Raw genomic sequence first — 15,677 nt, forward strand, 5'->3', positions numbered from 1 at the left:
TATTTTGCTAAAGCTTATTTTGCGCTTAATTTAGCAGGATTTTTTGTAGCCTGTAAAATCACAAACTTATTGTTGGAAGCGATAAGTTTCACATTTTTATCGCCAAACAGACGTTTGAGTTTTGCGTCGTACCCGAGGTGACGATTTCCGATAACCAGTAAACGGCCATTTTCACTTAATACTTGTTTAGCATCGCAGAACATTTGCCAAGCAATATGATCGGTGATTGCCTGTTGTTGATGAAACGGTGGATTACACATAACCATAGAGCTGCTGCTGTGTTTAAAACCGTCCAAGCAATTGTTTGCTATGCACTGTATGTCTCTATTTTCACCAAGGTTGTCGAGTAGGTTCTGTTTTGCCGACTCAAGCGCCATAAAGCTTTCATCAACACATGTTAGCCGAGCATTTGGATTCAACTGACCAAATTTAACAGACAAAACACCATTGCCGCAGCCGAGGTCGATGACATTGTCTATCGAAGGGTCTTGAGGCAGGTGCTGCAGCATAAAGCGTGCACCTAAATCTAAACTTTCTCCTGAATAGACATTTGGCATGTTCTTGAGTTCGATATCTTCGCCATCAACGCGCCAAGTCGTGAAAGGCATTACTTCAATCGGAGGCTCAACTGTTGCTTGAGAAAACACCAATCTGTGCTTTTTCCAGGCCAAAGATGTTTTTGTTTCGCCTAAGTATTTTTCAAACAGTTTTAGCGTCGAAGTATGAATGTCTTTCGCTTTATTGACTGCAATGACGGGGCAGGAAGCCGGTAGCGCCTTTCTTAATTGGCTTAGTATCCACACTAGATGGCGGTTACTTTTGGGCAGTTGCAGCAAGACGAGATCAATATTGGCAGGAACGAGGTCCATCGTGGTGGCAAGCGCTACTTTATTGCACTGGTTTTGCTCGAGATTTTGCTGTGCACCTTTATGTGAGATGAATGAATCACTCATTAGCGTTACATGGTGCTTTTCCGAAAACCAGCAGGAGAGGGCACCAAAGCTGTCATTAATCACGAGGATGTTTTGATTGTCTGGCAAAGCAAGCTCTTCAACATGATTAATAAGATACTCATCACCGGCATCCCACGCTTGTAGCGTTTCGTTACTACGTTTTGGGAAACGATGAAGTGTTAAGCTTCGCTCGTGAAGGTTCAGTTCGGTTTTCATAGCTAAATGTAAGTTGATTTAGAAATTAAGTGTTATTGTCGCAAATGATGACGTGTCGAGATACAAAAAGCTGTCAAATTTTACGAGTTCAGTGATGGCTGCTCTCTAGGCATGCTCATGGAGTCGAGCGCCTTGAGACAATATGTCTACAAAGTGCGTCAATAATGAGAGTGACGTTTGAGTGATGCATGTCTGCTTTACTTAGGTATATACTTATGGAATTCGCATCAATGAGGAACGAATATGATCCAAGAAATCATAGAGAAGAAACTACACAGTGAGCTGCAACCCAGCTATCTCAAAGTCATTAATGAGAGCTACATGCATAATGTGCCACCAGGCTCAGAGAGTCATTTCAAAGTGATTGTTGTGAGTGATTCGTTCGCGGGACAGCGTTTGATTGGGCGCCATCGTCAAGTTCATCAAATTTTGGCAGATGAACTGGACAACCACATTCATGCATTAGCTATTCATACATATACTGATGAAGAGTGGAAGCGTGAACAAGATGGCGCCCCTGATAGCCCGATGTGTATGGGTGGTGGTCACTAAAAACGCAAGATATAAAGGTGCAGAGAAAGGTGGCTTAAGGCCATCTTTTTTCGTTTTACATTCTTTAGGGACGTTAACGTGGCACAAATTCTGGTTAAAAAATGTGTTAACAGTGTTTCAACAAATGAATGGAAATTGCAGAATATTTCAGGCGATGAATATCACTTTTCCATAAGATATGTATGGAATATGGCATTTGTGCGATGGGTCAAAGTTATGACTATTCTTTGACCTTTTAGACCTGATTCTACCGAAATAACCCCTCTATTCTAATGATTGATCATGGCATCAAGTTCCTAAAAAATGCTAGACTACGGCACCTGATAAATCTCGCGTATTCCTTGTGACGAGATTTTTAATAGGATGTTGCGATTTTGATGTTTAAAACAACATCAAAACCGGACACTGATGTCGTGTCTAAAAGTTACGCAATCAAAAGAATCTTTTTCCCGATAAAAGTAGTGCAAGTGCGTATGATTACAATAAAGAAGGGCTTGGATCTTCCTATCGCAGGAACTCCATCCCAGGTGATTAATGATGGTAAGACCATCAAAAAAGTCGCCTTGCTTGGCGAAGAGTACGTTGGCATGCGACCTACCATGCATGTCCGCGTTGGTGATGAAGTGAAAAAAGCGCAAGTTCTTTTTGAAGATAAAAAGAACCCAGGCGTGAAATTTACTGCACCAGCAGCCGGTAAAGTGATCGAAGTTAACCGTGGCGCTAAACGTGTCCTTCAATCTGTAGTGATTGAAGTGGCAGGTGAAGAGCAGGTGACATTTGATAAGTTCGAAGCCGCTCAACTTTCAGGTCTAGATCGTGAAGTGATCAAGACTCAGTTGGTTGACTCTGGCTTATGGACCGCTTTACGTACTCGTCCGTTTAGCAAGGTTCCTGCAATCGAGTCTTCTACTAAGGCTATTTTCGTAACTGCAATGGATACTAATCCACTAGCAGCTAAGCCTGAGTTGATCATTAATGAGCAACAAGAAGCATTCATTGCTGGTCTAGACATTCTTTCAGCCCTGACAGAAGGCAAGGTTTACGTATGTAAATCTGGCACTAGCTTGCCACGCTCTTCACAGTCTAACGTAGAAGAACACGTCTTCGATGGCCCTCACCCAGCAGGTCTTGCTGGCACCCACATGCATTTCCTATACCCAGTAAATGCAGAGAATGTGGCATGGAGCATCAACTACCAAGACGTTATCGCGTTCGGTAAGCTGTTCCTAACTGGTGAGCTATGCACAGATCGTGTTGTGTCTCTAGCTGGCCCAGTTGTGAATAACCCTCGTCTAGTCCGTACCGTAATGGGTGCAAGCTTAGATGACCTAACAGATAACGAGCTGATGCCTGGCGAAGTTCGTGTGATCTCTGGTTCAGTACTAACAGGTACACATGCAACTGGTCCACACGCATACCTTGGCCGTTACCATCAACAGGTTTCTGTATTACGTGAAGGCCGTGAAAAAGAACTATTTGGCTGGGCAATGCCTGGTAAGAATAAGTTCTCGGTAACTCGCTCTTTCCTTGGTCACGTATTCAAAGGTCAGTTGTTCAATATGACAACGACGACCAATGGTAGTGATCGTTCAATGGTTCCAATTGGCAACTACGAACGCGTAATGCCTCTAGATATGGAGCCTACTTTGCTGCTTCGTGATCTATGTGCCGGCGACACAGACAGTGCTCAAGCACTGGGTGCGCTTGAACTGGATGAAGAAGATCTAGCATTGTGTACCTTTGTATGTCCAGGTAAGTACGAGTACGGTACGTTACTTCGTGAATGCCTAGATACTATCGAGAAGGAAGGGTAATTTTCATGGCTCTTAAAAAGTTTCTTGAAGACATCGAGCATCATTTTGAGCCTGGTGGCAAACACGAAAAATGGTTTGCCCTGTACGAAGCTGTAGCAACAGTTTTTTACACCCCAGGTATCGTAACAAATAAAAGCTCGCACGTTCGTGATAGCGTTGACCTAAAACGTATCATGATCATGGTTTGGTTTGCGGTATTCCCAGCAATGTTCTGGGGTATGTACAACGCAGGTGGCCAAGCTATTGCAGCACTTAACCACATGTACGCTGGTGACCAACTAGCGACAGTTATCGCAGGTAACTGGCACTACTGGCTAACAGAAATGCTTGGCGGCACTATCGGTGCGGAAGCGGGTGTTGGCAGTAAGATGCTACTAGGTGCGACTTACTTCCTGCCAATCTACGCAACAGTATTTATTGTTGGTGGCTTCTGGGAAGTGTTGTTCTGTATGGTGCGTAAACACGAAGTTAACGAAGGTTTCTTTGTAACTTCTATCTTATTCGCACTTATCGTTCCACCAACGCTACCTCTATGGCAAGCGGCACTAGGTATCACATTTGGTGTTGTTGTAGCAAAAGAGATCTTCGGTGGTACAGGTCGTAACTTCCTTAACCCTGCACTTGCAGGTCGTGCATTTCTATTCTTCGCTTACCCAGCACAAATTTCGGGTGACGTAGTATGGACTGCAGCTGACGGCTTCTCTGGTGCAACTGCTCTTAGCCAATGGGCTCAAGGTGGTAACGGTGCTCTAGTTAACACAGTAACTGGCGCTCCTATCACTTGGATGGACGCGTTCATCGGTAACATCCCTGGCTCTATTGGTGAAGTATCGACTCTAGCTCTAATGATCGGTGCAGCGATGATCGTTTACATGCGAATCGCTTCATGGCGCATCATTGCGGGTGTGATGATCGGTATGATCGCAGTATCGACTCTGTTTAACGTGATCGGTTCTGACACTAATCCAATGTTTAATATGCCATGGCACTGGCACCTAGTTCTAGGTGGTTTTGCATTCGGTATGTTCTTCATGGCAACGGACCCAGTATCAGCGTCATTTACTAGCAAAGGTAAATGGTGGTACGGCATCCTGATTGGTGCAATGTGTGTGATGATCCGTGTAGTTAACCCAGCGTACCCAGAAGGTATGATGCTGGCGATTCTATTCGCGAACCTATTCGCACCTCTGTTCGACCATGTAGTGATTGAGAAGAACATCAAGCGGAGACTAGCACGCTATGGCAAGTAATAACGACAGCATTAAAAAGACGCTGGGTGTTGTTATCGGGTTGAGCCTTGTTTGTTCAATCATCGTATCAACAGCAGCAGTAGGTCTGCGTGATAAGCAAAAAGCTAACGCTGTCCTAGATAAGCAATCAAAGATCGTTGAAGTTGCAGGCATTGACGCAAACGGTAAGAAAGTACCAGAGCTATTTGCTGAGTACATCGAACCTCGTCTAGTAGACCTTGAAACAGGTAACTTTACTGAGGGTAATGCATCTACGTACGATCAACGTGAAGCATCAAAAGATGCAGAACGTTCAATCGCATTGACACCAGAAGAAGACGTAGCTGATATCCGTCGTCGCGCGAATACAGCAGTGGTGTACCTTGTAAAAGATCAAGATGAAGTCCAAAAAGTTATCCTGCCTATGCACGGTAAAGGACTATGGTCGATGATGTATGCCTTTGTAGCCGTTGAAACTGATGGTAACACTGTGTCTGCTATTACTTACTACGAGCAAGGTGAAACTCCTGGACTTGGTGGTGAAGTAGAGAACCCTTCATGGCGCGATCAATTCATTGGCAAGAAATTGTACAATGAAGATCACCAGCCAGCGATTAAGGTCGTGAAAGGCGGCGCACCGCAAGGTTCTGAGCACGGTGTTGATGGCCTATCAGGAGCGACGCTCACTAGTAATGGTGTTCAACACACATTTGACTTCTGGTTAGGTGATATGGGCTTTGGTCCTTTCCTAGCAAAAGTTCGTGACGGAGAACTTAACTAATGTCTAGTGCACAAAACGTTAAAAAGAGCATCCTAGCGCCAGTGTTGGATAACAACCCAATCGCGCTACAAGTTCTTGGTGTATGTTCTGCTCTTGCAGTAACAACTAAACTAGAAACAGCTTTTGTAATGACACTAGCGGTAACATTTGTAACTGCGTTGTCTAACTTCTCTGTTTCATTGATCCGTAACCACATTCCTAACAGTGTGCGTATCATCGTTCAGATGGCAATCATCGCATCGTTAGTAATCGTGGTAGACCAAGTGCTAAAAGCTTACCTATACGATATCTCTAAACAGCTATCTGTATTCGTTGGTCTGATTATCACTAACTGTATCGTAATGGGTCGTGCTGAAGCATTCGCAATGAAGTCTGCGCCAGTACCATCTCTTATTGACGGTATTGGTAACGGTCTAGGTTACGGCTTCGTTCTTATCACTGTAGGTTTCTTCCGTGAGCTATTTGGCTCAGGCAAACTATTTGGTCTAGAAGTTCTACCTCTAGTGAGCAACGGTGGTTGGTACCAGCCTAACGGCCTAATGCTACTAGCACCATCAGCATTCTTCCTAATCGGCTTCCTTATCTGGGTAATCCGTATTCTGAAACCAGAACAAGTAGAAGCGAAGGAGTAAGGACGTCATGGAACATTACATTAGTCTGTTAGTTAAATCGATTTTCATCGAAAACATGGCTCTGTCTTTCTTCCTAGGTATGTGTACTTTCCTTGCCGTATCTAAGAAGGTTAAGACCTCTTTCGGCCTAGGTGTTGCAGTTGTGGTAGTTCTGACTATCGCTGTTCCTGTGAACAACCTGGTATACAACCTAGTTCTGAGAGAGAACGCGTTAGTTGAGGGCGTGGACCTTAGCTTCCTAAACTTCATCACCTTTATCGGTGTAATTGCAGCACTTGTACAGATTCTAGAGATGGTCCTAGACCGTTTCTTCCCACCTTTGTACAACGCGCTAGGCATCTTCCTACCGCTGATCACAGTAAACTGTGCAATCTTCGGTGGTGTATCTTTCATGGTACAACGTGACTACAACTTTGCTGAATCGATCGTTTACGGTTTCGGCTCTGGTGTGGGCTGGATGCTAGCAATCGTTGCTCTTGCAGGTATCCGTGAGAAGATGAAGTACTCTGACGTACCTCCAGGTCTACGTGGTCTTGGTATCACATTTATCACTGTAGGTCTTATGGCGTTAGGCTTTATGTCTTTCTCTGGTGTTCAACTGTAAGTCGGGTAAACCGCAACAATTAAGGAATAGTCAATGGACATTATTCTTGGTGTAGTGATGTTTACTCTGATCGTACTAGCACTAGTACTAGTGATTCTTTTCGCTAAGTCTAAGCTTGTACCAACAGGTGACATTACAATTTCTGTGAACGATGACCCTTCTCTGGCGATCGTTACACAACCAGGTGGTAAGCTACTGAGTGCTCTAGCAGGTGCTGGCGTATTCGTATCTTCTGCTTGTGGTGGCGGTGGCTCATGTGGTCAGTGTCGCGTAAAAGTTAAATCAGGTGGTGGCGACATCCTACCAACCGAGCTTGACCATATTACTAAAGGTGAAGCGCGTGAAGGTGAGCGTCTAGCGTGTCAGGTTGCAATGAAAACTGACATGGATATCGAGCTTCCTGAAGAAATCTTCGGCGTTAAGAAGTGGGAATGTACTGTTATCTCTAACGATAACAAAGCGACATTCATCAAAGAGCTTAAGCTACAAATTCCAGATGGCGAATCAGTACCTTTCCGTGCTGGTGGTTACATCCAGATTGAAGCTCCTGCTCACCACGTGAAATACGCAGACTACGATATTCCTGAGGAATACCGTGAAGACTGGGAGAAGTTCAACCTTTTCCGTTACGAGTCTAAAGTTAATGAAGAGACCATTCGTGCATACTCTATGGCTAACTACCCAGAAGAGCACGGTATCATCATGCTTAACGTTCGTATCGCAACTCCGCCGCCGAACAACCCAGACGTACCACCAGGCATCATGTCTTCGTACATCTGGTCTCTAAAAGAAGGCGACAAGTGTACTATTTCTGGTCCATTTGGTGAGTTCTTTGCGAAAGATACAGATGCAGAAATGGTATTCGTTGGTGGTGGTGCTGGTATGGCTCCAATGCGCTCACACATCTTCGACCAACTTAAGCGTCTGCACTCTAAGCGTAAGATGTCTTTCTGGTACGGCGCACGTTCTAAGCGTGAAATGTTCTACGTAGAAGACTTCGATATGCTACAAGCTGAGAATGACAACTTCGTATGGCACTGTGCACTGTCTGATCCACTTCCAGAAGATAACTGGGATGGTTACACTGGCTTTATTCACAACGTTCTTTACGAGAACTACCTACGTGATCACGAAGCGCCAGAAGACTGTGAATACTACATGTGTGGTCCACCTATGATGAACGCTGCTGTAATCGGCATGCTAAAAGATCTAGGTGTAGAGGATGAAAACATCCTACTAGATGACTTCGGTGGTTAATTCCTCCAAGTGATTGAATCTATGGCTAGCTCTCCAAGAGAGCTAGCCATTATTTTTTATAGACATAAAACTGATACTCAACAGTTGATATAGGTAATCGGATTGAAAGGATTGATCCTATTTCCCATATCAATTCAACAACATTGGGAGTTAACAAGTGAAAAAGTGGCTTGTTGCATTTGCTTCTCTATTGATTTTGGCTGGCTGTGAGCAGCCTGCCGATCAAATTCATTTAAGTGGCCCTACCATGGGGACTTCTTACAACATCAAGTATATCGAGCAAGATGGTATTCCAACGCCAAAAGCGATGCAGACAGAAATTGATCGCTTATTGGAAGAGGTTAATGACCAAATGTCGACCTATCGTGACGACTCAGAGTTAAGTCGTTTTAATCAGCATCAAACGAGCGAGCCATTTACAGTTTCGACACAAACTGCAACGGTAGTGAAAGAAGCAATTCGCCTTAACGGTCTTACTTTAGGTGCATTGGATGTGACGGTCGGCCCTCTAGTTAACCTGTGGGGGTTTGGTCCAGAAGCTCGTCCAGATGTAGTTCCAACCGATGAAGAACTCGCTGCTCGCAAAGCAAATACCGGTATTCACCACCTATCTGTTGATGGTAATACACTGTCCAAAGACCTTCCTAACTTGTACGTCGACCTATCGACGATTGCGAAAGGTTGGGGGGTTGACGTGGTTGCTGACTACCTTCAATCTGAAGGGGTACAGAACTTTATGGTCGAAGTTGGCGGTGAAATGCGTCTCAAAGGTGTCAATCGTGAAGGTGTGCCTTGGCGTATCGCAATTGAAAAACCGACCGTTGATGAACGTTCAATTCAAGAAATTATTGAACCAGGCGACATGGCAATTGCAACAAGTGGTGACTATCGTAATTACTTTGAGAGTAATGGTGTGAGATACTCTCATATTATTAATCCACGAACAGGCAAACCAATTCATCATAAAGTGGTGTCTGTAACGGTATTAGATAAATCGTCGATGACTGCTGATGGTCTTGCAACTGGTCTTATGGTGCTAGGTGAAGACAAAGGCATGGCAATTGCGAACGAAAATAATATTCCTGTTTTCATGATTGTGAAAACGGAAGATGGTTTTAAAGAGTTGGCTTCGGAAGCATACAAGCCATTCATGAAGAAATAACAACAGAAGTGAGCATGTTTTTATGAATACATTTCTAATTACCTTTGCTGTGTTTGTCGCGGTAATCACTGCAATGGCTGTCGGATACATTTTCCAAAAGAAAGTCGTGAAAGGTAGCTGTGGTGGCTTAGGGGCAGTTGGCATCGAAAAAGTGTGTAATTGTCCAGAACCCTGCGATGCGCGTAAAAAACGTGAAGCGCGCGAGGCTGCGCGTGCTGAGAAATTGGCGGCGTGGGAAAAAGATAGAATTGCTTAGTATTGGTTAATCGTACTAAGAAAGTGATAAAGCTCAGCGTTCTGCTGAGCTTTATTTTTAGGCAGCTAACCAAAGCTCAGATGTCCGAGAAAGAGCCCAATACCGTGTTTTGTTGTTTCTTTCTCTCATGTTACAGAGCAAGACCACACTGATAGTCATTAGGACGAAGAAATGATTTGGTTACGTCCGTTCTCTTTGGCCATGTAAAGTCGCTCATCCGCCACTTTTATTTGTTGTTCCAGCTCCCCCTCGATGTTGCTTACACCAATACTCGCGGTCACAAGAATGTTTTTGTCCAAATAAGTTATTGGCGTTTTTTCTATGCGCTGTCTCATTTGTTCTAAGCGTGTTAGAAAGCCGTCATAGTCGCCACTGGCTTGAATACAAAACTCCTCGCCACCAAGCCTAGCGACAATATCATTTGGAAAATAGATTTTTAGAATATTCGCTATCATGACTAACACTGCATCGCCGCCCTCATGTCCGTGTGTATCATTTACTTGCTTAAAGAAATCGATATCAAGCATCGCGATGTTTCTTTGAGCGTTTTCTACATGGGGTTGCTCAAACAGAAAGCGGCGGTTCCATAAGCCCGTTAGCGCATCTTGATTTGCCATTTTAAACAGTTCAGATGTTGCGTCTTTGATATCTAACAGTTGGTGAATACGGCAAAAAAATTCTTCTTGATTAAATGGCTTGTATAAAAAGTCATTGGCCCCTGCTTTTAGAAACCTAGCCGTCATGGTCTTAGAGTTACTACCCGACAAGCCGAGAATGGCTAATTGATTTTTATCCCACTTCCGACGTAATTCACGCACCATAGTAATGCCATCTTTAACGGGCATATCATGGTCGGTTAAAACGAGAGTGATATCTGGATTTTGCTCGACAAGCTCTAGGGCTTTTTGCCCATTGTCAGCTTCCAACGTCTGAATATATTGATGCTCCAAAAGTTGGGCAATGTGTCTTCTTACGGTGTGTGAATCATCAACGACTAAACATTTGTGTTGTTGATTGTTGGTTAGTCGCTTGAGGAGTGGTAATAGATAGGAAACGGACGCCATGCTGTCTTTCAAAATATAGTCGAGGACACCTTTTGCAAGCATCTTTTCGCGAGTGTCTTCTTGAAATCGAGCCGTTAAAACAATGACACGATGACCATGTTCCAAAACGAGGTCAATAATCTCGCCATCTTGAGCATCCGGTAAACAATAGTCTAAAACCGCACAGAAGAGGTCCTGTGCTGAAGATAACAAGTTCTTTGCCTCCGCGTAGCTTTCCGCTGCGATGACCTCATAACCAGCTTGGCTTATTGTTTGGCAAAGAAAGTTTTTAAATGCACGACTATCTTCAACAACCAGAATCTTATTACTCAAGCGCAGTCCCCAAAATTAATTGTTTAAAATCAATGATAACTAAAATTAAACTTATCGCCATCAAAAAACACATGTCAACCAAAAGTAGAACAACTACTCAAATGTTTGACACGCATCCGTTAACATCACATCATTATTCCTGTCTTAGTTATATAATTATGTTTAGCTAACGTAGGGAGAAAGTAGTATGGAAATGCATCAACATGGTATGGCTGAGCTATTTCAACAACTGGGTCTCGGTAGCTCTCCTCAAGAAATGAAAGATTTTATTAATCAACATCGACACAAAAGAGATTCTGCGCCTTTACATGAAGCTAGCTTTTGGACGATGTCACAGGCGAACTTTCTAAAACAAGCCATCGAAGAAGATGCAGATTGGGCCGAATTAGTCGATCAATTGGACGTAATGCTTCGAGATTGACGTTCGCTTAAACACGCCCATTTCTCTTCAGGTAGATTTGATTTATACTGTTTTTTTGAACAGTGCTTTGATGGCTATGTCAGATCGAATTAGAAAAATTATTCATGTCGATATGGATTGTTTTTATGCTGCCGTAGAGATGAGAGATAACCCCAGTTACCGTGGCATTGCACTCGCTGTTGGCGGACATGAAAAGCAGCGTGGAGTGATTAGCACCTGTAATTATGATGCGCGTAAATATGGTGTTCGCAGTGCAATGTCAACGGCGCGCGCGCTGCAACTCTGTCCTCATTTGTTGGTTGTGCCCGGTAGAATGCATGTATATAAGCAAGTCTCTCAGCAGATTCGTGCTATTTTTGAGCGTTATACGCCTATCATTGAACCTCTCTCATTGGATGAAGCATACCTCGATGTCACGGACTCGACAGCTTGCCGTGGCTCCGCTACGTTGATCGCAGAGTCAATTCGCCGCGATATCTGGAGTGAACTTGGGTTGACGGCATCGGCGGGCATTGCTCCGATAAAGTTTCTTGCCAAGGTCGCGTCAGACATGAACAAGCCCAACGGTCAGTTTGTGATTCCGCCAGAGAAAGTCCAAGAGGTTATCGATAGTCTTCCGCTAGAGAACATTCCTGGTGTGGGGAAGGTGAGTCTTGAGAAGCTCCACCAAGCCGGTTTTTATCGATGTGAGGACATTAAAAACAGTGACTATCGAGAGTTGTTGAGGCAGTTTGGTCGTCAGGGTGCCTCCTTATGGCAGCGAAGCCATGGAATTGATAATCGAGAAGTCGTTGTTGAGCGCGAGAGAAAGTCCGTCGGTGTGGAAAGGACATTCAGCCAGAACATCGCAACCTATGATGAATGTTGGCAAGTGATTGAGGAGAAACTTTATCCTGAACTCGAGAAACGTTTAGAGCGTGCAAGCCCAGATAAGTCGATTATTAAACAAGGTATTAAAGTCAAATTTGCCGACTTTCAACTGACAACAATTGAGCACATCCATCCGCAATTAGAGCTTGAGGACTTCAAGATCTTGCTAAGAGATATTCTTAAACGCCAAAATGGACGGGAAATTCGCCTTTTAGGCTTGAACGTGATGCTCAAGCCCGAAGACCAAGCGCGTCAATTGAGCTTTTTTTAGGCCCTTACCGTTTCTACCTGCGTTAATACCTGCTCAAAACTTACATTTGCCATTGCACCATAACCTGCTAGCTTTGAGGCTTTTAGCTGGCTAATCAAAGGAGTGCTGATTCCGCACAAGAAGCGAGCAACGGCATCATTACTGATGGCCGATGGGGAAAGCTGAATAAACTCCCGCGCCCATATCGATACTTGAGATTGTTCAATATCTTCAGGTTCTGGTGCTGTGAATGTGGCGACGTGACCACGACACACGGAGCAGTGACCACATTGCTTTGGTGCATCGTGATCCGCAAAGTAGTTCGCCAATTGTGAGCTCAAACAGTGCTCGGACTGGAACAAGTGCAGCATGGTGTGGATTCTTTCGATATCTTTGCTTTCTTTGGATTGGAACAGTTCATACAGTTGTTGGATTAAAACATCCGAGCTCTGTTTGGTTGGCATAACTGAGTACACGTCCGTCAGTTGTTTGCTCTCTAGTTCTATCCAGCCGTTCTGGTGAAAATAGTCGAGCGCTGCGACAACTCGGCTGCGTTCCGATTGATAGTTCATCCATAGCGCTTCTAGATCAACTTGGCACCACACTTTGGCTTTTTGTGAGCAGGAAAAAATAGCCTCCACAAATTGACGTCGCTCGCCTTGAAATTGATTCACAATAAATTGCTGATCGTGCAAAAACTTAAACCGATATTCCGCAAAGTAACTGTACTTTGCTTCAATGACGTTATGTAGCTCCAAATAAACCAACAAGGTTTTGAGTGTCAATTGGCGGATATTACTTTCACGCGACAAACGCAGTGGCACTACCTCCCATTGTGGAGCATGTTCTTTCGCTTGCTCGACTACATAGTTAATTGACGTAAATTCTGGTGTGTCACCATAGACAAAATTCTCCAACACCGTTAGGCCGGACGTATTGCCTAGCAGAATGCACTCCGAGCGTTGCCCGTCCCTGCCTGCACGTCCAATCTCTTGTGCGTAGTTCTCGATTGATTTGGGTAAGTCGAAGTGAATGACGCGTCGAATATCAGATTTATCGACCCCCATACCAAATGCAATCGTTGCAACAATACAGTCAATTTGGCCATCCATGAACTGCTGTTGGATTTGTTCACGAACGTCGCTTTTCATGCCAGCGTGGTATGCGTGAGCGTTAATGCCAATATGGATTAATGACTTTGCTACTCGTTCTGCTGTTTGCTGCTGCGTCACGTATACGATGGTCGGAAGCTTAGGTGAAGAGGCGATGATCTCACTGAGCTGTTCTTGTTTCTTTGTTTCCTCACACGGGATCACCGAGATATCCAGATTAGAGCGGTAGAAGCCTGTAACGGTAATATGTTCACTGGAAATATCGAACTTTTTTTGCATGTCTTCAATAACTGCAGGCGTTGCCGTTGCGGTGAGAAGTAAAGACTGTGGGATGTTCAGTTCACGTTGATATTGCGGTAGTTTGAGATAATCTGGACGAAAGTTATGCCCCCATTCGGAAATACAGTGCGCTTCATCAATGACCATCAAAGAAATCGGTACTTGGCGAATGAATTCACGAAAACGCTCATTTTTTAGTCGCTCAACAGAAATCATCAAGATTTTGATTTGTCCATTCTTCACGCCAGCCATGACCTGTTGTGCTTCTTCTCTACTTTGACTGCTATCGATAGAAGCGGCCGCGATTCCTTTACTTTGTAAAAAGCTCAGTTGATCCTTCATTAACGCCAACAACGGAGAGATCACCAACGTAAGGTTGGGTAATATGGTTGCAGGTAGTTGATAACAGAGTGACTTCCCCGAGCCTGTAGGAAAGATTGCCGCAGCAGAGTAACCATTCATAACGGCTTCAATAACGGGTTGCTGACCTTGGCGTAATGAGTCAAAACCAAATACAGATTGAAGTGTTTGATGCAGCGAGTCACTTTGCATAATAGGGAAACCTTTCTTTGATGGTAAACTTGGCTACATTAACACACCCCGAATACTAAACGCGCGTCCTAAAAGTATGAACAAAGCTGACTTAGTCCAAATTATCATCCAACATCTGGAAGAAAAACTTCAAGTTGCCCATTCATCGGCTCAGCGAGCTATCGATGCCGCCACAGATGAAGAAACTGTTCCCGAGCACAAGTACGATACATTGGCACTTGAAGCCGCGTATCTTGCTCATGGACAAGCCATGCGAATTCAAGATAGTGAAGAGGAGTTGCGTCAATATCGTTCTTTAGTGACTCGTAACTTTAAGAATGCGCCTGTTGGTGTTGGTGCTTACGTTGTTCTCGCAGATGAGAATTTGATCGAAAAGCACTTCTTTGTAGGCCCTTGCTCTGGTGGTTTGACTGTTCAATATCAGACTCTGGAAGTCTTTGTCTTAACAGCCAAATCTCCTCTGGGTCGAGCGTTGTTCGGGAAAGAAGAGGGTGATGAGGTTGACGTGAAAATAGGAGATAAAACAACTTGTTACGAAGTCGTGACGATTTGCTGACATCTCATGTATCACTCAGTGTTATGTTTAACACGAGTAATGTTAAATAAAAGAGAATGACATGAAAAAGCTTTTTACACTCTCATTGCTGATGGTCAGTGCTACTGGTTATGCAGCGCAGTGTCGTGTGGACATCAATAATGAAGTCCGTATGGATGGGCAAAGCTTGGAAATTCGCCAAACGACAGGTGATAAAGCTGTCGTGGATGAGGATAACAACCTCTTCATCAAAGGTGAGCTAATTGAACTCAATGCCGACCAAAAAGCGGCAATTGAAGACTATCGCGAAAAAATGAACGCGTATATTCCACAAGCAAAGCAATTGGCGAGTGATGGTTTAGCGCTTGCGAATGATATTATTGATGATGTTGCGGAAAGCCTCGATGCACCTGGTGCGTTTGATAATGTAAAAGTCGCAGTAAAGGACTTTTTCGCTGATGTTGAATCACGTTACTACAAAGATGGTGATTTCATCCTGCCTGCGGAGAGTTTTGAGTCTATGACACAAGGGTGGACTGAAGACTTTGCAAAAGCACAAGAGATCTTCAATAAAGAGTTTTTAGCCAGTTCGTTGGATGCTTTATCGAAAAAAATGAAGGAAGAGGGAGGGATAAACCTCACTGCATTATCAGAGAGTATGGCTGAACTCAGCGCGAAAGTAGAAGAGCGTTTAGCCGAGCATTCAAAAGAGGTAGAACAACAAGCAGAAGACTTGTGCGATTCGCTGGATGACATGGCAGGGCAAGAAAACGATCTGTTGAAGAAAATCCCTGAGCTAAAAGATTACCGAGTATTTACGATTTAA

Annotated in this window: 16 protein-coding genes; 13 read left to right on the top strand and 3 right to left on the bottom strand. The window is 44.0% G+C overall.

The window, feature by feature from the left end:
* Positions 1-14 precede the first annotated feature (14 nt).
* Positions 15-1,169 (bottom strand): methyltransferase, encoded by a 1,155-nt coding sequence (locus R7127_RS04475; protein ID WP_033905535.1) that lies wholly within the window; start codon positions 1,167-1,169, stop codon positions 15-17.
* Positions 1,170-1,412: 243 nt separating this feature from the next.
* Between R7127_RS04475 and bolA the strand changes: the two genes are divergently transcribed.
* The 9 genes from bolA (at position 1,413) to nqrM (ending at position 9,456) form a co-directional block, all read left to right on the top strand.
* Entirely contained in the window at positions 1,413-1,721 is a 309-nt protein-coding gene (bolA, locus tag R7127_RS04480; protein WP_005380262.1) for a transcriptional regulator BolA, read from the top strand.
* A 473-nt stretch (positions 1,722-2,194) separates the two neighbouring features.
* Positions 2,195-3,535, top strand: a complete 1,341-nt coding sequence (locus R7127_RS04485) for a Na(+)-translocating NADH-quinone reductase subunit A (protein WP_005380264.1) — start codon at positions 2,195-2,197, stop codon at positions 3,533-3,535.
* Positions 3,536-3,540: 5 nt separating this feature from the next.
* Entirely contained in the window at positions 3,541-4,785 is a 1,245-nt protein-coding gene (locus R7127_RS04490; protein WP_005380265.1) for an NADH:ubiquinone reductase (Na(+)-transporting) subunit B, read from the top strand.
* Positions 4,775-5,545 (top strand): Na(+)-translocating NADH-quinone reductase subunit C, encoded by a 771-nt coding sequence (locus R7127_RS04495; RefSeq protein ID WP_005380267.1) that lies wholly within the window; start codon positions 4,775-4,777, stop codon positions 5,543-5,545. The genes R7127_RS04490 and R7127_RS04495 overlap by 11 nt, the downstream gene beginning before the upstream one ends.
* Positions 5,545-6,177, top strand: a complete 633-nt coding sequence (locus tag R7127_RS04500; protein WP_005380269.1) for an NADH:ubiquinone reductase (Na(+)-transporting) subunit D — start codon at positions 5,545-5,547, stop codon at positions 6,175-6,177. The genes R7127_RS04495 and R7127_RS04500 overlap by 1 nt, the downstream gene beginning before the upstream one ends.
* Positions 6,178-6,184: 7 nt before the next feature.
* Positions 6,185-6,781 (top strand): NADH:ubiquinone reductase (Na(+)-transporting) subunit E, encoded by a 597-nt coding sequence (nqrE, locus tag R7127_RS04505; protein WP_005380270.1) that lies wholly within the window; start codon positions 6,185-6,187, stop codon positions 6,779-6,781.
* A 33-nt stretch (positions 6,782-6,814) separates the two neighbouring features.
* Positions 6,815-8,038: an NADH:ubiquinone reductase (Na(+)-transporting) subunit F gene (nqrF, locus tag R7127_RS04510; RefSeq protein ID WP_005380271.1), complete on the top strand. Its 1,224-nt coding sequence runs from the start codon at positions 6,815-6,817 to the stop codon at positions 8,036-8,038.
* Positions 8,039-8,195: 157 nt separating this feature from the next.
* Positions 8,196-9,200, top strand: coding sequence for an FAD:protein FMN transferase (locus tag R7127_RS04515; RefSeq protein WP_005380272.1), 1,005 nt, complete (start codon positions 8,196-8,198; stop codon positions 9,198-9,200).
* Between the two features lie 22 nt (positions 9,201-9,222).
* Positions 9,223-9,456: a (Na+)-NQR maturation NqrM gene (gene nqrM, locus R7127_RS04520; RefSeq protein ID WP_005380273.1), complete on the top strand. Its 234-nt coding sequence runs from the start codon at positions 9,223-9,225 to the stop codon at positions 9,454-9,456.
* Positions 9,457-9,614: 158 nt separating this feature from the next.
* Here nqrM and R7127_RS04525 read toward each other — a convergent pair whose 3' ends face one another.
* The gene (locus R7127_RS04525; protein WP_005380276.1) at positions 9,615-10,832 is read right to left on the bottom strand and encodes a response regulator; all 1,218 of its coding nucleotides are present in this window, start codon (positions 10,830-10,832) and stop codon (positions 9,615-9,617) included.
* Between the two features lie 187 nt (positions 10,833-11,019).
* Here R7127_RS04525 and R7127_RS04530 point away from each other — a divergent pair, with 187 nt between their 5' ends.
* Positions 11,020-11,253 (top strand): DUF2789 domain-containing protein, encoded by a 234-nt coding sequence (locus R7127_RS04530; RefSeq protein WP_005380277.1) that lies wholly within the window; start codon positions 11,020-11,022, stop codon positions 11,251-11,253.
* Positions 11,254-11,329: 76 nt separating this feature from the next.
* Complete coding sequence (gene dinB / locus R7127_RS04535) at positions 11,330-12,394, top strand: DNA polymerase IV (protein ID WP_025768236.1); 1,065 nt, start codon at positions 11,330-11,332, stop codon at positions 12,392-12,394.
* On the opposite strand, the gene R7127_RS04540 is transcribed toward dinB, so the two are convergent.
* The gene (locus R7127_RS04540; RefSeq protein ID WP_033905533.1) at positions 12,391-14,316 is read right to left on the bottom strand and encodes an ATP-dependent DNA helicase RecQ; all 1,926 of its coding nucleotides are present in this window, start codon (positions 14,314-14,316) and stop codon (positions 12,391-12,393) included. The two genes, dinB and R7127_RS04540, sit on opposite strands and share 4 nt — an antisense overlap.
* Before the next feature lie 76 nt (positions 14,317-14,392).
* Here R7127_RS04540 and R7127_RS04545 point away from each other — a divergent pair, with 76 nt between their 5' ends.
* Positions 14,393-14,872 (top strand): GreA/GreB family elongation factor, encoded by a 480-nt coding sequence (locus tag R7127_RS04545; protein WP_005380280.1) that lies wholly within the window; start codon positions 14,393-14,395, stop codon positions 14,870-14,872.
* A gap of 61 nt (positions 14,873-14,933) precedes the next feature.
* Positions 14,934-15,677: a YggN family protein gene (locus R7127_RS04550; protein WP_005380283.1), complete on the top strand. Its 744-nt coding sequence runs from the start codon at positions 14,934-14,936 to the stop codon at positions 15,675-15,677.

It is taken from the genome of Vibrio sp. 1159, from assembly GCF_033340395.1.
Taxonomy (GTDB): Bacteria; Pseudomonadota; Gammaproteobacteria; order Enterobacterales; family Vibrionaceae; genus Vibrio; species Vibrio alginolyticus.